This window comes from Streptomyces sp. NPDC107498 (assembly GCF_055582805.1).
Map to the genome: position 1 here is coordinate 162,108 of NZ_JBVJPE010000002.1, position 18,039 is coordinate 180,146.

General features: G+C 75.1%; 16 protein-coding genes and 1 pseudogene. 14 read left to right on the forward strand and 3 right to left on the reverse strand.

Annotation, left to right across the window (positions count from 1 at the left end):
* Positions 1 to 2 precede the first annotated feature (2 nt).
* Positions 3 to 1,061: a LacI family DNA-binding transcriptional regulator gene (locus tag ACZ66Z_RS03985; protein ID WP_469932405.1), complete on the reverse strand. Its 1,059-nt coding sequence runs from the start codon at positions 1,059 to 1,061 to the stop codon at positions 3 to 5.
* A 141-nt stretch (positions 1,062 to 1,202) separates the two neighbouring features.
* Here ACZ66Z_RS03985 and ACZ66Z_RS03990 point away from each other — a divergent pair, with 141 nt between their 5' ends.
* Genes ACZ66Z_RS03990 through ACZ66Z_RS04010 form a run of 5 tightly spaced genes read left to right on the forward strand, consistent with a single transcriptional unit; the run spans position 1,203 to position 6,436 of the window.
* A complete protein-coding gene (locus ACZ66Z_RS03990) occupies positions 1,203 to 2,840 on the forward strand; it encodes an ABC transporter substrate-binding protein (protein ID WP_469932406.1) in 1,638 nt (545 codons plus the stop codon).
* The gene (locus ACZ66Z_RS03995) at positions 2,837 to 3,787 is read left to right on the forward strand and encodes an ABC transporter permease (protein ID WP_469932407.1); all 951 of its coding nucleotides are present in this window, start codon (positions 2,837 to 2,839) and stop codon (positions 3,785 to 3,787) included. Before ACZ66Z_RS03990 ends, ACZ66Z_RS03995 begins: the two co-directional genes overlap by 4 nt.
* On the forward strand, positions 3,787 to 4,656 hold the full coding sequence (locus ACZ66Z_RS04000; RefSeq protein WP_469932408.1) for an ABC transporter permease: 870 nt from the start codon (positions 3,787 to 3,789) through the stop codon (positions 4,654 to 4,656). The genes ACZ66Z_RS03995 and ACZ66Z_RS04000 overlap by 1 nt, the downstream gene beginning before the upstream one ends.
* Before the next feature lie 5 nt (positions 4,657 to 4,661).
* Positions 4,662 to 5,648, forward strand: a complete 987-nt coding sequence (locus ACZ66Z_RS04005; protein WP_469932409.1) for an ABC transporter ATP-binding protein — start codon at positions 4,662 to 4,664, stop codon at positions 5,646 to 5,648.
* A 5-nt stretch (positions 5,649 to 5,653) separates the two neighbouring features.
* On the forward strand, positions 5,654 to 6,436 hold the full coding sequence (locus tag ACZ66Z_RS04010; RefSeq protein WP_469932731.1) for an ABC transporter ATP-binding protein: 783 nt from the start codon (positions 5,654 to 5,656) through the stop codon (positions 6,434 to 6,436).
* Between the two features lie 212 nt (positions 6,437 to 6,648).
* Here the strand turns inward: ACZ66Z_RS04010 and ACZ66Z_RS04015 are convergent, their stop codons facing one another.
* Positions 6,649 to 6,789 (reverse strand): hypothetical protein, encoded by a 141-nt coding sequence (locus ACZ66Z_RS04015; protein WP_469932410.1) that lies wholly within the window; start codon positions 6,787 to 6,789, stop codon positions 6,649 to 6,651.
* 259 nt (positions 6,790 to 7,048) lie between these two features.
* A complete protein-coding gene (locus ACZ66Z_RS04020; protein ID WP_469932411.1) occupies positions 7,049 to 8,548 on the reverse strand; it encodes an alpha/beta fold hydrolase in 1,500 nt (499 codons plus the stop codon).
* A 146-nt stretch (positions 8,549 to 8,694) separates the two neighbouring features.
* Between ACZ66Z_RS04020 and ACZ66Z_RS04025 the strand changes: the two genes are divergently transcribed.
* The 9 genes and pseudogenes from ACZ66Z_RS04025 to ACZ66Z_RS04065 all read left to right on the forward strand — a co-directional run.
* The gene (locus ACZ66Z_RS04025) at positions 8,695 to 9,627 is read left to right on the forward strand and encodes a MerR family transcriptional regulator (protein WP_469932412.1); all 933 of its coding nucleotides are present in this window, start codon (positions 8,695 to 8,697) and stop codon (positions 9,625 to 9,627) included.
* A gap of 167 nt (positions 9,628 to 9,794) precedes the next feature.
* The gene (locus ACZ66Z_RS04030) at positions 9,795 to 10,562 is read left to right on the forward strand and encodes a GntR family transcriptional regulator (RefSeq protein WP_469932413.1); all 768 of its coding nucleotides are present in this window, start codon (positions 9,795 to 9,797) and stop codon (positions 10,560 to 10,562) included.
* Positions 10,563 to 10,601: 39 nt separating this feature from the next.
* Positions 10,602 to 10,829, forward strand: a complete 228-nt coding sequence (locus ACZ66Z_RS04035) for a 4Fe-4S dicluster domain-containing protein (RefSeq protein ID WP_030689518.1) — start codon at positions 10,602 to 10,604, stop codon at positions 10,827 to 10,829.
* Positions 10,830 to 10,843: 14 nt separating this feature from the next.
* The gene (locus ACZ66Z_RS04040; RefSeq protein ID WP_469932414.1) at positions 10,844 to 12,184 is read left to right on the forward strand and encodes an ABC transporter substrate-binding protein; all 1,341 of its coding nucleotides are present in this window, start codon (positions 10,844 to 10,846) and stop codon (positions 12,182 to 12,184) included.
* Positions 12,181 to 13,038, forward strand: coding sequence for an ABC transporter permease (locus ACZ66Z_RS04045; protein ID WP_469932415.1), 858 nt, complete (start codon positions 12,181 to 12,183; stop codon positions 13,036 to 13,038). The genes ACZ66Z_RS04040 and ACZ66Z_RS04045 overlap by 4 nt, the downstream gene beginning before the upstream one ends.
* Positions 13,035 to 13,802: an ABC transporter ATP-binding protein gene (locus tag ACZ66Z_RS04050; protein ID WP_469932416.1), complete on the forward strand. Its 768-nt coding sequence runs from the start codon at positions 13,035 to 13,037 to the stop codon at positions 13,800 to 13,802. Before ACZ66Z_RS04045 ends, ACZ66Z_RS04050 begins: the two co-directional genes overlap by 4 nt.
* Before the next feature lie 43 nt (positions 13,803 to 13,845).
* Complete coding sequence (locus ACZ66Z_RS04055; protein ID WP_469932417.1) at positions 13,846 to 16,578, forward strand: fumarate reductase/succinate dehydrogenase flavoprotein subunit; 2,733 nt, start codon at positions 13,846 to 13,848, stop codon at positions 16,576 to 16,578.
* A gap of 106 nt (positions 16,579 to 16,684) precedes the next feature.
* Positions 16,685 to 17,518: a VOC family protein gene (locus tag ACZ66Z_RS04060; RefSeq protein WP_469932418.1), complete on the forward strand. Its 834-nt coding sequence runs from the start codon at positions 16,685 to 16,687 to the stop codon at positions 17,516 to 17,518.
* A gap of 91 nt (positions 17,519 to 17,609) precedes the next feature.
* A pseudogene (locus ACZ66Z_RS04065) lies at positions 17,610 to 18,002 on the forward strand (SMP-30/gluconolactonase/LRE family protein); the annotation flags it as partial.
* Positions 18,003 to 18,039 lie beyond the last annotated feature (37 nt).

Consider the following 18,039-nt stretch of genomic DNA (forward strand, 5'->3'; position numbering starts at 1 on the left):
CCCTACGCCTTCCGTCGCACCGACGACGCCCGGACGTCGAGGCGGGTCGGGACGAGCGTCCCGGCGGGCTCCCGGCGGCCGTGCTCCAGGACCGCGACAAGGTGCTCGACGCCGGCCTCCGCGATCGCCTCGGGCCGCAGGCTCAGGGTGGTCACCGGCGGGTCGGTGAGGAGGGCCGTGGCGTCCTCGCTGACCAGGACGACCAACAGGTCGTCCGGGACCCCGTACCCGTGGCGGCGCGCCGCCTCCAGGACGAGGGGCGGGCTCGCCTCGGCCACCACGAGCAGGGCGTCGGGGCGCTCCGGCCCGTCGGCGGTCAGCGCGGCCTCGACGCCGCGCACGACCGGCCCGTTGCCCGGTTCCCCGACCCGTACCACCCGCTCCGGCAGGCCGTGGGCCGCGCACCACTGCCGGTGGGCGGCGTACACCTCGGCGTGGAAGCGGGTGGTGCTGTCCGGCACCACGACGACGGGCCGCCTGGCCCCCTGCTCGTGGAGGTGGTCGAGGGCCTCGCGGACGACGCCGCCCGCGTCGACGTCCACCCAGTAGGCCCCCGCCGTCCCCTCGACGGAGCGGTCCGTGAAGACGGGGATGCCGGCCGCGAGGAGGCTTTCGACGACCGGGTCGTCGGCGACGGGGTCGGCGACGACCACCGCGTCGAGGGACAGGTCGGCCCACTCGCTCTGCAGGGAGCCGGCGGGCAGCAGCACCACGGCGTAGCCGCGGCGCAGCGCGGTGGCCGCGGTGACGCCGGTCAGCCGGGCGAAGTACGGCGACTCGAGAAAGGTGGCCCAGGGAGTGGCGGCGAACTCGCCGACCACGTACCCGATCAGCCGGGCCCGTCCCGCGCGCAGGTGGCGCGCGGCGGCGTTGGGCCGGTAGCCCATTCTGCGCGCGGTCTCGCGGGCCTTCTCCCGCACCTCGGGGGAGAGCCTGCCGGTGCCGTTGAGCGCCGCCGAGACGGTCGTCTTGGACAGGCCCGCCTCACGGGCCACGTCGACGAGGCGAACGCGCGGAACGGGCGGCGAGGGCTGCCCGCCGTGCCGTGATGCTTCGGTCATGGGGGTGATGCTGCCACCCTCGCGACCTGCGCAAAACCGTTCCCGCAAAGTTGGCCGCAGGTCTTGTGCGGGAACGTTCCCGCACCAATACTCGCTCCATCCCCCCGAGCCCGTCACTACACCCGTAAAGGGGTGGGTCCCATGCGCATGCCCAGAGCCATCGCGCTTCTCGTCTGTACCGCCGCGCTCGCGGCCACCACCGGCGCCTGTTCCGGCGCCACGACCCCGCCCGTGGCCGGCGGCGGCCCGCACTTCGAGGCCGGCCCCACCTCGCCGCCCGCGCAGGGCCCGCTGGACTCCTTCACCTGGTCCCTGTACGCCGAGCCGTACACGCTGGACTACGCCCTCGCGTACGACTACCCGCCGAACACCGTCCTCGCCAACGTGTGCGAGCAACTGCTGCGGGTCACCCCCGACATGAGGATCGTCCCCGGCCTCGCCGTGAAGTGGTCGCGGCCCGACCCGCGCACCCTCGTCTACACCCTGCGCCCCGGGGTGAGGTTCCACGACGGCACCACCATGACCGCCGACGACGTGGTCGCCTCCCTCGAGCGCCAGATGGACCCGCGGACCGGCTCCCCCTGGGGCTCCTCCTTCAAGACCGTCGACGCCGTCGAGAAGACCGGCCCCCTGGAGGTCACCATCCGCCTCGGCAAGGCCGACGTCCTCTTCCACGAGCTGATGGCCGCCTCCCCCGGCACCGTCGTCAGCGCCGCCTCGCTGGCGAAGGAGGGCAAGGACTACGGCACCCCCAGGGGCAGGCTGAACTGCACCGGCCCCTACGCCCTCGACAGCTGGGCGCAGGGCGACAGCATCACCCTCAAGAAGAACACGGCCTACTGGGACGAGGGGCTCTCCCCCAAGTCCGAGAAGGTGCGGTTCACCTTCGTCGAGGACGTCGCGGCCCGCACCAACGCCTTCCTCTCCGGCACCGCGGACGGCGGCTACATGGTCCCGTCCTCGTCCTTCGCCCAGCTGCGCGCGAGCGGCAGGGGCTCGCTCCTCTTCGGCCCCAACACCGCCTCCGCGAACCTCGCGGTCCTCGACTTCCACGGCGCGCTCGGCAACCTCAAGGTCCGCAAGGCCCTGTCGATGGCCCTCGACCGGAAGAACATCATCAAGGCCGCGGCCGGCGGCGTCGGCGTCCCCGCCAAGGCCCCCGTCGCGCGCGGCGCCTGGGCGCTGGCCCCGGAGAGGACGGCGGAGCTCTTCGACACGCTGCCCGAGCCCGCGTACGACGTCGAGGCGGCGAAGGAGCTCGTCCAGGAGGCCCACGCGAACGGCCGGACGGTCACCCTCGCCACCAGCACCATGGCGCCCGAGATCAGCGTCGTCGCCAACGCCGTCCAGGCAGCGGGGCGCCGGATCGGCCTGAACGTCGTCCTGAAGCCGGTCTCGCCGGACGCGTACAGCAGCATCTTCGTCGACCCGGACGCGCGCGAGGGCCTCGACCTGGTCATCACCAACGGCTACGACAACACGCCCGACCCGCTGGAGTTCTACCAGTACCTGCGCACCGGCGACTTCGGGAACTACGGCCGCTGGTCCCATGCCGAGTTCGACGTCGCCTTCGACCGGGCGAACTCCGAGCCCGACCCGGCCGAGCGCGCCGGACTCACCGCGAGGCTCCAGAGGATCGCGCTCGACGAGCTGCCCGTCATCCCCGTGTACGAGGCGCCCTACTCGGTCTTCCTCGGCAAGCGGATCACCGGCGCGCCGACCGGCATCGCCCAGCTCTACTTCCCGTGGGCCGCGACGATCGGGGCCCCGAAGCGATGACGCGCTACCTCGTCGGACGGCTCCTCGGCCTGGCGGCGGTGCTGTTCACGACCTCCCTCGTGGTCTTCGGCTCCGTCCGCCTGGCCCCCGGCGACCCGGTGTCGTTCCTCCTGCACGGCCGCCCCGCGACCCCCTCGGCCGTGGCGGCCCTGCGGGCGGAGCACCACCTCGACGACCCGCTGGTCACCCAGTACGCGAAGTGGCTCGGCGGGGTGCTGAGCGGCGACTTCGGCCGCTCCGCCCAGTACCACCAGGACGTGGCCTCGCTCATCGGCTCGCGCCTCACCGGCACCGCCCTGCTCGTCGGCTACGCGGCCGTGCTCGTCGCGGTGCTCGGGGTGACCGCCGGGATCCTCGGCGCCCTGCGCCCCGGCCTGCCGGACCGGATGGTGCTCATCGGCACGGGCGTCGCCACCGCCACGCCCTCGTTCGTGACGGCCATCGCCCTCGTCTCGCTCTTCTCCGTCCAGCTCGGCTGGTTCCCCGGACCGGGCGGCGGCACCCCGGCGGGCCTCTCCGAGCGGCTGTACCAGCTGACCCTGCCGGCCTTCGCCCTCGCCCTGTCCTTCGCGGGCCTCCTCGCCCGGGTGACCCGCTCGGCGATGCTCGACGAACTGGGACGCGAGCACGTCGAGGTGGCGCGGGCCCGGGGCGTCGCGGGCCGGTCCGTGGTCCGCCGGCACGTGCTGCGCAACGCGCTCGGGCCCGTCGTCACCGTCGGCGGCACGATGCTCGCCGGCCTCCTCGTCAGCACCTCGATCGTCGAGACCGCCTTCGACGTCCCCGGGCTCGGCTCGCTGCTCGTGCAGTCCGTGACCGCGAAGGACTTCGCGGTCGTGCAGGCGGTCACGCTGCTCAGCGTCGCGGCCTTCGTCCTCGTCAACCTCGTCGTCGACCTGCTCGCCCCGCTCATCGACCCCCGTCTCTCCCTCGGGGAAGGCTCCTGATGACCTCCACCACCTCCGCGGTGCCGTACCGCAGGCCCGGGCTGCGCGCCCTGCGCCCGTTCGGCCGGGGGCCGCTCTTCGCGGTCTCGGTCGCGGTGCTCGCCGCGCTCGTCCTGGTCGCCCTGCTCGCGCCCGTCCTCGCCCCGTACGACCCCGAGGCGCTCGACCTGTCGGCGAGTCTCGTCGGCACCACCGGCGACCATCTCCTCGGCACGGACCAGTCGGGACGGGACATCCTGTCCCGGCTGCTCCACGGCGCCCGCACCGGGCTGCTCGGGCCGCTGCTCGTCGTCGGCGCGTCCACCCTGCTCGGCACCCTCCTCGGCGTGGTGGCGGCCTGGCGCGGCGGCTGGACGGACACGCTGCTGTCCCGGTCCATGGACCTCGTCTTCGCGATCCCCGGCCTGCTGCTCGCGATCCTGCTCGTGTCGGTCGTCGGCCCGGGTCTCACCGCGCCCGTGATCGCCATGTCCGTCGCCTACACCCCGTACGTGGGCCGGCTGGTGCGGGGCGTCGCGCGGCAGGAGAAGGCCCGGCCGTACATCGAGGCGTACCGGGTGCAGGGCTGGTCCGGCTGGACCGTCTCCGTACGCCATCTGCTTCCCAACATCGCGCCGACGGTCTTCGCCCAGTCCGCGATGAACTTCGGGTACGCCCTGATGGACCTGGCGGCGCTGTCCTTCCTCGGCTTCGGGGTGCAGCCGCCGGCCGCCGACTGGGGCGCCATGATCAACGAGGGGCAGGCGGCCGTCCTGCAGGGGGCGATGCTGCCGGCCCTCGCGCCCTCCGCGTGCATCGTGCTCGCGGTGGTGGCGTTCGGCATCGTCGGCGAGGGGCTCGCCGACCGGATCGCGAAGCGGGAACGGTGAACGGCATGCGCGCACACGGAGGGACCGCGCCGGTCCTGGAGATCGAGGGCCTCGGCGTCCGCCTGGCCGGCGACCGGGCCGCCCGTCCGATCCTGGACGGGGTGAGCCTGACCGTGCGGCCCGGGGAGACGGTCGGCCTGGTCGGCGAGTCCGGCTCCGGCAAGTCCGTGGCCTGCCGCAGCGTCCTCGGGCTGCTGCCCGCCGGCGCCCGCACCGAGGGTGAGGTACGGGTCTCCGGGCGGGACGTCCTCGCGATGAACCGCGCGGAACTGACCGCGCTGCGCGCCCGGCGGGTCTCCATGGTCTTCCAGGACCCGCGCGCCTCCGTCAACCCGCTGCGGCGGGTGGGCGACTTCCTCACCGAGGGGCTGCGCGCCGCCGGGACGCCCGCCGCCGAGGCGACCGCCCGCGCCGAGGAACTCCTCGACGCGGTCGGCATCCGCGACCCGCGCGGCGCCCTGCGCCGCCGTCCGCACCAGTTCTCCGGCGGCATGCTCCAGCGGGTCGTCATCGCGGCGGCCCTCGCGAGCGAGCCGGCCCTCCTCGTCGCCGACGAACCGACGACGGCGCTCGACGTCACCACCCAGGCCGAGGTCGTCTCGATCCTGGCCCGGCTGCGGGCCGAACGGGGCACCGGCATGCTGTTCGTCACCCACGACCTCGAACTGGCCGCCGCCGTCTGCGACCGGGTGTACGTCATGTACGCGGGCCGGATCGTGGAGACCCGGTCCACGGACGAGCTGTTCGACGCGCCGCGCCACCCGTACACGGCGGGCCTGCTGGCCTGCACCCCGCGCATCGAAGCGGGCGCGCCGGCCCCCCGGCCCGTCCCGGGCCGTCCCGTCTCCCTCGCGGAGGCGCCGCCCGGCTGCTCCTTCGCCGCGCGCTGCGCCCACGCGGTGCCGCGCTGTGCCGAGGAGGCGCCCGCGCTCGTACGCCACGGGGACGGGCTCGCCGCCTGTCACCGGGCCGAAGAAGGGATCACGCTGTGACCGTCCTGCTCGAAGACGGCCTGGTCGTCGACGGACTGCGCAAGCGGTACGGGGACCACACGGCGGTCGACGGCGTGTCCTTCGCGCTCGCGCCCGGGTCCTGCCTCGCCCTCGTCGGGGAGTCCGGCAGCGGCAAGACGACCACGGTCCGGATGCTCGTGGGCCTGGAGCGCCCGGACTGCGGCACGGTCCGCCTCGACGGCCGGGACCGCTCCGCGCGGGCCCGGGGCCGGGCCGAACGGCTCGCCAGGGCCCGGGAGATCCAGATGGTCTTCCAGGATCCGTACCTCTCGCTCGATCCCCGGGTGACCGTCTCGGGCTGCCTGGACGAGGTCCTGCGCCTCCACACCGGCCTCGACCGGGACGGGCGCCGGGCCCGGGTCGCCGAGCTCCTCGACCAGGTGGGTCTCGGCGCGCGCGAGGCCGCGGCCCTCCCCCGGGGCCTCTCCGGCGGGCAGCGCCAGCGCGTCGCGATCGCCCGCGCCCTCGCCGTGGAGCCCAGGGTCCTCGTCCTCGACGAGGCGGTCGCCGCGCTCGACGTGTCGATCCAGGCGCAGATCCTCGAACTCCTCGGCGCGATCCGCCGCGAGTCGGGCATCGGCTACCTGTTCGTCACCCACGACCTGGCCGTGGTCCGGCACGTCGCGGACGAGGTCCTGGTGTTGAAGTCCGGCCAGGTCGTGGAGACGGGCACGACCGAGCGCGTTCTGGACGCGCCGGAACACCCGTACACCCGGCTGCTCCTGAATTCCGTGCCCCGACGCGGCCGGCGCCCGGACCCCCGGTGAACCGCGGTGGCGGCGGGCCCTCCCCGGGGGACGTCCCGCCGCCACCGCCGTACCGTCCCAGGACGGCCGATCATCCGCCCCTCCATAAAGCGCCCCGGTCAATCCCGCACACGCCGCGAGAGGCTGTTGATCATCCGTGCGGAGCGAACTCACGTTCCCCGGAGGGCCGTTCGGGGGGGTACGCCGTCCGATGCCGCATCATCACCGCCCCTTCAGATCGTCACCAAGTCGGTCGGCTCCGGTGCCGGCGCGCTGGAGATCGACGACGACATCACGTCCGGGCGCGACACGGGCAGGGCGACTTCGACGCGCCGCCGCCCCTGAAGCAGGACATCGGCTTCGACCTGTCGCACCTGGAGGCACTCGCCGCCGAGGCCACCGGCTGCACGAAGAAGATGGCCGGGGCGAGCGGCCCACCAACCTCTACGGACGGAGCCGTCCTCGGTGCGCGACGGCCGGCTGCCGGAGTCCAACCGGGCGTCCGGCACGGTCGCCGACGTGAACGGGCCCTTCCGGCGTCGGCGCGCGGCGCGCTCCTCGTAGGCGGCGGCCGGGCGGACCGGGGCGGGGCCCCCTGCCCCTCCCCGGTCCGCCCGGCGGACTCCTGGCGGATCAGTCCCGGAGCCGGGCGAGGACCGCGCGCATCGACCGCTCCAGGACCGCTCGGGACTCGTCGGTGGGGTCGACCAGTTCGAAGGCGTGAGGGGCGTGCGGCGCGTCGACGACCTCGACGTCGGCCCCGCGCTCCTTCGCGGTCGTCAGGAACTCCTCGACGGTCGCCGCGAAGACCTCGTGCTCCAGGCCGGCGCGGACCAGGACGACCGGCGGCCCGTCCGCCGTGCCCACGGTGTCCACCGGACGGAAGCGGGGTTCCACCGTCCCCCAGCCGGGCAGCGGCGCCAGGGCGGGATAGCTCGCCGCCACGCACCGCAGCCACGGCGGGGGCGCGGCCAGCCAGTCCGCCGCGAGGAGCCCGCCGGTGGAGAAGAACCAGAGCGCGATCCGGTCCCCGTCGACGCGCGGGTCGGCCCGCACCTGCTCGACGGCGTCGGCGAGGTCCTGGGCGGCCCGCGGGTAGTCGGCGAGGCCGTGGAGGCGGAGGTCCGCCGTGACCCCGACGACGCCCGCGCCCGCCGCACAGCGGCCGTATCCCAGGAAGAACGGCGTGTCCCGCGGGGTGGGCCGCCGGTCGGCCTCGACGGGGCCGCCGTGGACGAAGACGACCGCCGGCCGGGGCCCCTCGGCGTCCGGGAGGTGGAGGTCGATCCGTCCGACGCGCTCGCGCGGCCGCTCGGGCACGTCGACGAGGAAGGGCCGGAGGTGGGGCGGCGCCTCGTGCGCGCCCTCGGGCGCCGCCACCCGGTGGCCCTCGCCGGCCGCCGCGCGGAGCAGCACCTCGGCCAGTTCCCCGGGCGCGGAGAGCATCGGCCAGTGCCCGGTGGCGAGTTCGAAGAAACGGAACCGGTCCTCGGTCAGCACCCTGAACTGGGGCGGGCCCGAGGCCACGGCCGTCTCGACCATGGCGATGCTCTGCCCGTTGGCGGCGCACAGGACGCCGGTGCTCGGCAGGGCGTCCGTGGCGCCGGTCAGGCGGAGCGGCTCGGTGAGCGTGCGGGCCGGCTGGGGCGCGGCCTCGCGCTCCAGCCGGGCGAGGGCGTCGGCGGGGACCCCCTCGACGCTGCCCCACCGCGACCAGGTGCCCGGCGCGGGCGGCGGGACCGCCGCTTCGGGCCGCCGGGCGAGCAGTTCCCGGACCTCGGGGTCGGGTACGGAACGCACGGCGGGCTCGCCGCCCTCCGGGGGTCCCGTGTCCACGGAGACGATCCGGGCGACGCGTCCGGCCCGCCGGTCGGCGGCGCCGAACACCGGGTGCAGGCCGTAGCCGTGCCCGACGAGGACCACCTCGGCCGCCGTGATCCCGTCGAGCAGCCGGACGAGCTCCTCGACGTGCGTCTCCAGGCCGGTGTCGGGTCCGGCCCCGGCGCGCCGGTCCCCCGTCCCGGTCAGGGTCACGGGGTGTGCCTCCGCTCCCGCCTCCCGCAGCCGGGCGGCGGTCTCCTCCCACACCCAGCCGCCGGTGAAGGCGTCCGACACCAGTACGAACGTCGTCATGACCGTCTCCTCGTCGCTCCTCGGGGATGTCCCGCGGTCACGCTAGGAACTCCCCCTGCGGGAGATTCAAGTCCGCCGGTCGGGAACCGGGCGGCAGAATGGACGGGCCCGAAGATCACCGGATCCCGTCGAAGGAGGTTCGACCCGTGTCGTCCGACGGTCTGTGGAGCATCGGGGAGCTGGCCGCGCGGGCGGGGGTCACCGTCAAGACCGTGCGGTTCTACTCCGATCGCGGTCTGCTGCCCGAGGCGGCCCGCAGCTCCGGGGGGCATCGCAGGTACGGGGCCGAGGCGCTCGACCGGCTGCGGTTCATCCGGTCGTTGCGCGCGCTCGACCTGCCGGTGCCCGAGGTGGAGCGGGTCCTCGAGGGGGACGGGGCCGACGCGGTCCTCGAGGAGGCCGTCGCGGGGCGGTTGCGGGACGTGGGTTCCCAACTGGTGGCACTGCGCTGGAAGGAGGCCTCCCTGCGGCTGCTCCGGGAGTGCGCCGCCGGGGAGCGCGCGGAGCGGCTGCGGCTGCTCGGTGCGCTGCCCGCCCCTCCGGACACGGACGCCCTGGTCCGGTTCTGGCGGCGGGCCCTGCCGGCGCGGCTGCCGGGGCGGGTGGTGGCCACGGTCCTCGACGCGGTGGTGCCGCGGCCTCCGGAGGAGCCGGGCCCCGAGCAGGTGCTCGCGTTCGCCCGGCTGCACGCCCTCGTCACCGATCCGCGCCTCGAACGGCCGGAGTTCCGGCCCGCACCGCCGCTCCCGGACGGCGCGTACCGTCCGGTCGTGCTCTACGAGGGGCTCGCCGAGGCGTACGGACTCGCCTCGGCCGAGGTGCGGGCCGGGCGGGCCCCGCAGGGCGGCGGGGCCCTGGACTGTTTCGTCTCCGCCTACGCCCGGGCGCGCGGGGAGCCGGACACGCCGGACTTCCGGCGCCGGCTCCTCGGGCTGCTCGCCCTGGACGACGGTCCCGTGCTCCCCCGGTACTGGAAGCTGGCCGCCGGCCTGTTCGCCCCGGACGAGCCGGTCCTCGGCATGCTGCACCACCACCTCTCGGTGGCCCTCCGGGTCCAGGTCCACGGCCCGACCGGCTGACCCCTCCCACATGGTGGGCGCCCGGCTGTCCACGTGCTGGGCGCCGGAGTGGCGGATCTCGTCACCTTCCTCGCGTCGCCGCAGGTCAGAGGCGTACGGAGGGGGCGTCAGGTGGCGCAATGTTGCGGCAACACCATCGGGGCCGGTCCGCCGCTACGTTCCGTGCCATGCCCGCCGAACCCGCTTCCGCCGCCCGTCCCGTCGCAGCCGCCCGCCGTCGGCGGCTGCGCGCCGACCGGGCACGGCAGCTCGCCGACCTGCTGCGCCACCAGATCCTGGCGGGCGGCTTCCCCGGCGGCGTCCTTCCCCTGGAGGACGTCATCGCCGCCGACTACCGGGCCAGCCGCAACACCGTGCGGCAGGCGCTCGACCTGCTGCGCGGCGAGCAGCTGGTCGACCGGCAGCCGGGGGTCGGGACGGTGGTGGTCTGCGAGAAGTACCCGCACGGTCTCGACCGGCTCCAGGGCCTCGCCGAGACACTGCACGAGCACGGCAGGGTCACCAACGAGGTCCGGACCATGGGCCCGGTCGGGGCCCCGGGGCCGGTGGCGCACCGGCTGGGCCTGCCCGAGCACGCGGACGTGCTCTGCGTCGAGCGGCTGCGCCGGCTGAACGGACTGCCGCTCTCGCTCGACCTGTCGTACCTCCCGATGGACATCGGGGGCGAGCTCCTCGGCTGCGACCTGGAGAACACGGACGTGTTCCGGCTCCTGGAGCAGCTGACCGGCGGCCCGCTCGGACACGCCGAGATCACCCTGGAGGCCGTCAACGCCGACGCGCACTCCGCCGCCGTCCTCCAGGCGCCGCGCGGTGCCGCCGTCCTGATGCTGGAGCGACTGACCCGGCTTCCCGACGGACGGCCGGTGGACCTGGAGTTCATCCGGTTCCGCGGCGACCGCATCACCATGAGCGGCGTGCTCCGCCGCTCCCTCTGACCTCCCGCTTCCCCGTACCCCCCTTTCCCGGAGACAGCCATGCCTGTGGTCCCCCAGCGCGGTGACGTGCCCGTCACCATCGACGAGTCGAAGTGCATCGACGGCTGCACGCTGTGCGTCGACATGTGCCCGCTCGACTCGCTCGCGATCCGCGAGGAGGACGGCAAGGCGTACATGCACGTGGACGAGTGCTGGTACTGCGGCCCGTGCGCGGCCCGCTGTCCCACCGGCGCGGTGACCGTCAACATGCCCTACCTGCTCCGGTGAAAGGCCGAACTCCCATGCGCGCACGAAGACTCGCCCTGTCCCTCCCGTTCGCCCTGCTCCTTCCGCTCGCCACCGCCTGCGGCGGCGGGGCCGACGATCCGGCGGACGGGGGGACGGTCACGGTGACCGTCGGATACCAGTCGAAGACCATCAACACCGTCACCGCCGGCACGCTGCTCCGCTCCCTGGGCTACTTCGAGGAGGAGCTCGCGGCGCGCGGAAAGAAGGACGGCGTCGCCTACCGGGTCGTCTGGCAGGACTACGCGACCGGTGCGCCGATCACCGCCCAGATGACGGCGGGGAAGATCGACATCGGCTCGATGGGCGACTTCCCGCTGCTGATCAACGCGGCGCGCGGCAAGCAGCTCAAGGAGCCGACGCGGCTCGTCGCGGTGACCGGGTACAACCTGCGCGGCGGCCTCAACACCGTGGTCACCGCCCCCGGTTCGCCGCTGCGGACGCTGAAGGACCTCAAGGGCCGCAAGGTGTCCACGAGCGTCGGTTCGGCCGCCGACGGCACGCTCGTCCGGGCCCTGCGACGGGCCGGGATCGACCCGGCGAAGGACGTCGACAAGGTCAACCAGCAGCCGAGCGTGGGTGCTTCGGCCCTGACGGCGGGCACCGCCGACGCGCTCTCCCAGTTCGTCGCCTGGCCCGGTCTGCTCGCCTTCCAGGGCCGGGCGACGGCGCTGTACGACGGGGCCGAGCTGAACCTGCCGACCTTCCACGGGGTCACCGTCCGCGAGCGGTTCGCCGAGCGGCGGCCGGAGGTCCTCGACGCGTTCCTGCGTGCGCAGCGGCGGGCCACGGACGAGTTGCGCCGCCGTCCGGTGGCGTCCGCCGAGTCGGTCGCGAAGGAGACGGGGCTGCCCGCCGAGGTGGTCTACCTCTACAACGGCGCCCAGGGCATCGCCACCTTCGACCCGGCGCTCCGTCCGGAGCTGGTCGCCGCGCTCAAGGAGGACGTGCCGGTCCTGGCCGAGGCCGGTCTGGTGAAGGACGTCGACGTGGACGCCTTCGTCGACGCGGCCCCGCTGCGGCGGGCGGTCCCGGGAGCCCCGTACCCGAAGGCGGGCGCCGCCAGGTCCGAGCTCTGGCTGAAGGGGCGGGGGTCGACCCGTACCTTCGACAGCCCCGGGGCGCTGCTCAAGGCCGTCAGGGGGGCGGCGGTCCGGGCCGCGTACGTGCCGGACGCGGTGACGGGGACGCTCTGGTTCGCGGACCGCGCGGTGTGGGTCCAGGACGGCGGGCAGTGGCGCGCGTTCGTGACGCGGGAGGGCGCGGAGCGGTACGTCGCGGGGCACGCCGGTTCCCGGACCGTCGGGTACGCGGACGCCGTGAGGCTCGCGTCATGAGCTGGGGCCGCCGCCTGGTCCGGGTGGCCTCCCCGCTCGCGGCGCTCGGCGTCTGGCAGTTGCTGACCTCCCTGGACGTCAACCTGTGGCTGCGGTTCGAGCAGTTCCCCACGGTCGTCGAGGTGGCCTCCGCGCTCGCCGACCGGATCGGGACCGAGGCGTACTGGCAGGACCTCGGCCACAGTCTGCGCCGGATCGCGCTGGGCTTCCTGCTCGCGGCCGTCCTCGGGGTGGCGGCCGGGACGGCCGTCGCCCGGTCGCGGTGGGCCGCGGACGTCCTGGGCCCGCTGGTGGAGGTGGTGCGGCCGGTGCCGGCCATCGCCCTGGTGCCGGTCGCGATCCTGCTGCTGCCCACCAACGAGCAGGGCATCGTCTTCATCACCTGCGCCGCCGCGTTCTTCCCCGTCCTCGTGTCGACCCGGCACGCGGTGCGGGCCCTGGACCCGGCGTGGGAGGAGGCCGTGCTCACCATGGGCGGGGGCCGGGCCCGGGTGTTGTTCTCGGTGGTCCTGCCGGGCGCCCTGCCGGGCGTCTTCGGCGGGCTCTCGGTGGGCATCGGGGTCGCGTGGATCTGTGTGATCTCGGCGGAGATGATCTCCGGCGAGTACGGGGTGGGCTACCGCACCTGGCAGGACTACACGGTCGTCGACTACCCCGGGGTCTTCGTCGGCATGGCCACCATCGGGGTCCTGGGCCGGCTCACCTCCACGGCGGTCGAGGCGCTCGGCCGCCGGGTCACCGCCTGGCTGCCGAGCGCCGTGGAGCGCGGCGCGGCCGGCCCGGCCCGTTCGGCGGCCCCCGTCCCCGCCCGTACGCCCCTCGTCCCCCCGCTGGAGAAGGAGCCGGTGCCGTGAGCGCCACCAGTACCGCGAGCCCGCACGTCACCACCGCCGTGCCGACCGGTGCGGAACTCGCCCTGCACGGCGTCCGGCTCGGTCACCCGGGCGGTGCCGCCGTGTCCGGTCCCCTCGGACTGCGGATCGCGGCCGGTGAACTCCTCACCGTGGTCGGCCCCTCCGGCTGCGGGAAGACGACCCTGCTGCGGACGCTCGCCGGGCTGCTGCCCCCGCTGGAGGGACGGGTCACCCAGGACGGGGAGCCGGTCCGGAGGCCCGGCGCCGACCGGGCGTTCGTCTTCCAGCACGACGCCCTGCTGCCCTGGCGGTCGGTCCGGGCCAATGTGGAGCTGCCGCTCGCGATCCGCCGCGTCCCGCGCGCCGAGCGGCGCCGAGCGGCGGAGGAGTGGCTGGAGCGGGTCGGGCTCGCCGGGCACGCGGACAGGCTGCCGGGCCGGCTGTCCGGCGGGCAGCGGCAGCGCGTCCAGCTGGCCCGGGCGCTCGCCGGGCGGCCCCGCGCGGTCCTGATGGACGAGCCGTTCGGCGCGCTCGACGCGACGACCCGCGCCGGGATGCAGGACCTGCTCGTGGAGATCCTGCGCGGCACCGGCGCGACCGTCGTCTTCGTCACCCACGACGTGGACGAGGCCCTCCACCTCGGCGACCGGGTCGTCCTGTTCGCGTCCGGCGAGGTTCTGGACGTGCCGCACCCGCGCTCGCGGGACGCCCGGGACGCGCCCGCCACGGCGGTGCTGCGCCGCCGCGTCCTCGACTCGCTCTGACCCTCCGTCCCCTCTCCCGTAGGCCCCCCGAGAAAGGCACCCCGTGGACACCCCCCTGACCGTCCCCGATCTCGCCGACGCGACCGAGCTCTCCTGCGACGTGCTCGTGATCGGCGGCGGCACCGCCGGCACGATGGCGGCGCTGACCGCCGCCGAGCGCGGGGCGGACGTCCTGCTCCTGGAGAAGGCGCACGTCCGTCACTCCGGCGCCCTGGCCATGGGCATGGACGGCGTCAACAACGCCGTCGTGCCCGGCCGGGCCGAACCCGACGACTACGTCGCCGAGATCACCCGGGCGAACGACGGCCTCGTCGACCAGTCCACCGTCCGCCGGACGGCGACCCGCGGCTTCGCGATGGTCCGGCGCCTGGAGTCGTACGGGGTGAAGTTCGAGAAGGACGAGCACGGGGAGTACGCGGTCCGGCAGGTGCACCGGTCCGGCTCGTACGTGCTGCCGATGCCCGAGGGCAAGGACGTGAAGAAGGTCCTCTACCGGCAGCTGCGGCGGCGCGAGATGCGGGAGCGGATCCGGATCGAGAACCGGGTCATGCCGGTGCGGGTGCTGACCCACCCGGACGACGGCCGGGCCGTCGGCGCGGCCGGGTTCCACACCCGCACCGGGGAGTTCGTCGTCGTCCGCGCGGGGGCCGTGATCCTGGCCACCGGCCCCTGCGGGCGGCTCGGTCTGCCCGCCTCCGGCTATCTGTACGGGACGTACGAGAACCCGACGAACGCCGGTGACGGCTACGCCATGGCGTACCACGCGGGCGCGGCGCTCACCGGGATCGAGTGCTTCCAGATCAATCCGCTGATCAAGGACTACAACGGGCCGGCCTGCGCCTACGTCGCCAACCCCTTCGGCGGGTACCAGGTGAACCGGCACGGCGAGCGGTTCGTCGAGTCGGACTACTGGTCGGGGCAGATGATGGCCGAGTTCGCGGCCGAGCTCGCCTCGGACCGGGGGCCGGTGTACCTGAAGCTGAGCCATCTCCCCGAGGAGACCATCGGCGCCGTCGAGTCGATCCTGCACACCACGGAGCGGCCCACCCGGGGCACCTTCCACGAGAACCGGGGGCACGACTACCGGACCCACGACATCGAGATGCACATCTCGGAGATCGGCCTGTGCGGCGGGCACTCGGCCTCCGGGGTGCGGGTGGACGACCGTGCCCGCACGACCGTGCCCCGGTTGTACGCGGCCGGGGACCTGGCCTCCGTACCGCACAACTACATGATCGGGGCGTTCGTCTTCGGCGACCTGGCGGGCGAGGACGCCTCCCGGTACCGGGCGTACGAGGGCGAGCTGGACCGGGAGCAGCTCGCGGCCGCCCACGAGCTCGTCTACCGGCCGCTGCGGAACCCCGACGGTCCGCCGCAGCCCCAGGTCGAGTACAAGCTGCGCCGGTTCGTCAACGACTACGTGGCGCCGCCGAAGACGGGGGCGAAGCTCTCCCTGGCCGTGGAGGCCTTCGACCGGATGTCGACGGAGATCGCCGGGATGGGCGCGCGCACGGCGCACGAGCTCATGCGCTGCGCGGAGGTGTCGTTCATCCGGGACTGCGCCGAGATGGCGGCGCGGGCCTCGCTCGCCCGGACGGAGTCGCGGTGGGGCCTCTACCACGAGCGGCTCGACCACCCCGAGCGGGACGACACGGACTGGCTGCACCACCTGGACCTGCGGAAGTCGCCTTCCGGGGCGATGGAGTTCACGGCCCGGCCGGTCGAGCCGTACGTCGTGCCGGTGCCGGAGTTCTCGCCGCCCGGCGGCCCCGAGCGGTTCCTCGGCGAGGTGGCGCTCGTACCGGTGGCCACGGCCGGAGCGCGGGACGCGGTGCCGGCGGTCCCGGCCCGCCCCGCGGCCGCCGCCGACGCGCCGGCCGGGGTCCCCGCGCCCGCGCCGCCCCACCCCCGGCTGCTGCGGCTGCTCTCGCTCGTCGAGGACTCCCCCGACCTGGACGCGCTCGGCCCCTACCTGACGGACTCCGACCCGGCGGTGCGGGCCGCCGCGGTCACCGCGCTCGGGGAGACCGCGCCGGCCGGGACCGGTCCGGTGCTCGCCGCCCGGCTGCGGGACGAGGCGGCGCCGGTCCGGGCCGCGGCCGCGGCGGCGCTGCGGGAGCTGGTCGAGGTGCTGCCCGCCGAGCCGGTGCTCGCGGAGGGCCTCCGGGAGGCCCTGGGCGTGCCCGATCCGGCGGTGCGGGCCGCCGCGCTCGACGCCCTGCGGGCGCTGCGGCTCGGGGCCGCCGGACTGTACGCGGGCGCGCTGGCGGACCCTTCCGTGGAGGTGCGGGTCCAGGCCGTGCGGGCCCTGGTCTCGGTGGACGCGGTCGGGGAGCTCGCGCGGGCCGCGGGCGATCCGGCGCGCGAGGTCCGGGTCGCGGTGGCCCGTGGTCTCGCGGCCGTGCGGACCCCGGCGCCGGAGCCGCTGGCGCCGTTGCTCGACGATCCCGATCCGCTGGTCAGGGGCGCCGCCCTGGCCGCGCTCGCGGGAACCGGCTGCCCGCCGGCGTACGCGGCGGGGGCGGACGCGGCGCTCGGCGACCGTGCCTGGCAGGTGCGGTCCGGGGCGGCGACCGCGCTCCGGGCGGCGCCGCCCGGTCTCGCCGTCCCGGCGCTCGCGGGGGCGCTCGCCGATCCGAACGCGGACGTGCGCAAGGCCGCCGTCCTGTCGCTCCTCGCCCACCGGACCGAACCGGCGGCGCGCGCCGCGCTCGTCGGGGCGGCCGACGACGCGGACGCCGACGTCCGCGCGTACGCGTCCCGCGCGGCCCGCTGACCCGTTCGGGGTACCCGGGGCGGGGTGATCGGCGGCACGTGGGTGAGTGGGCGCTTGCGGGGCAGTCGGGCGGGGAAGGGGCGCACGGACTCAGGACGACGAGGAGGTGGTGCCGGTGTCGGGGCCGACGACCGGGATGGGAGCACCGTGCTGGCTGCATCTGTCCGCACGCGATCTGGAGGCGGCGAAGCGCTTCTACGGGGCGGTGCTCGGCTGGACGTTCCGTCGGGGTGCGCTCGGCGACGACGTGCACGTGGTGGGTGAGCGGGACGGGGTGCCGGTGGCCGGGATCGCGGCGGTGGCCGCCGAGCCGGGGGTGCCGGTGGCCTGGACGGTGTTCTTCTCCGTCGACGACGCCGACGCGGCGGTGGCGCGGATCCGGGAGCGCGGCGGCACGATCGGCGTGGGGCCGCTGGCGTATCCGCTGCGGGGCCGGGCGGCGATCGCGACGGATCTGGAGGGTGCGGCGTTCGGCGTGTGGGAGGGGCGGCTGGTCTCCCGCTGGCACGTCGGCGAGCGGCGGGCCCCGGCCTGGGTGGAGCTGCACACCCGCGACGCGTTCGACGCGGCCGTGTTCTACGGCGGGGTGCTCCGCTGGGCGGACGGGAGCCCCGGCTGTTGCGAGGTGTCGTACGAGCACGACCGGGTGGTGCTGCGGCGGGACGGCGAGGCCGTCGCCCGGCTCGACAGCGGACCGGTCGAATCCGCCTCGCCCCGGCCGCAGTCGAGGCCGCGCTGGCTGGTCCGGTTCCGGGTGCGTGATCTGGCGGCGGCCCGGGAGGCGGTCGTGGCGCACGGCGGAACGGTGCTGCCGGGGGGCGAGTGGGCCGACGTGCGGTCGTCGGGCGGCGACGAGGAGCGCCGGGTGATGGTCCGGGACCCGGACGGGGCGTTGTTCACGCTGGAGGCGGAGGAGGAGGGGAAGGCCGGGGCCGTGTGATCCACCGCTCTCCGTTCGAAAGTTCCTCGTGGAGACCGTGGATGGTCCTGCGGTCTTCCTTGCATGCAGGATCGGGTTCGGCATGCGCGAGGGATGCAGGAACGGACTGGTCTCCTCCCATGACGGGAAGCGGCTGTTCGTCTCCGACACGCGGGCCGGCCTCATCCGGGTCTTCGACGTGCGCGAGGACGGCACGCTCTCCGGCGGCAAGGTCTTCGCCGACGCCTCGGCCCGCGGGAAGGCCCGCTTCGACGACCTCCGCCCCGACGCGGACGGCCGCCTCCGGGCCGCCGCGATGAGCGACGGCGTGCACTGCTACGACCCCGGCGGCACCCTGATCGGACGGCTGGACGTCCCGGAGCCCGTCGCCGACACCGCCTGGGGCGGCGACGGGCGCAATCGGCTCTTCATCGCCGCCCGGACCAGTCTGCACTCGGTCGTCACGAGCGCCACTGGCACCCACCCGACCGGCCCCGGCCGCCGTTCCCCGGGCGGGCACGGCGGCCCAGCGAGGCCCTCGG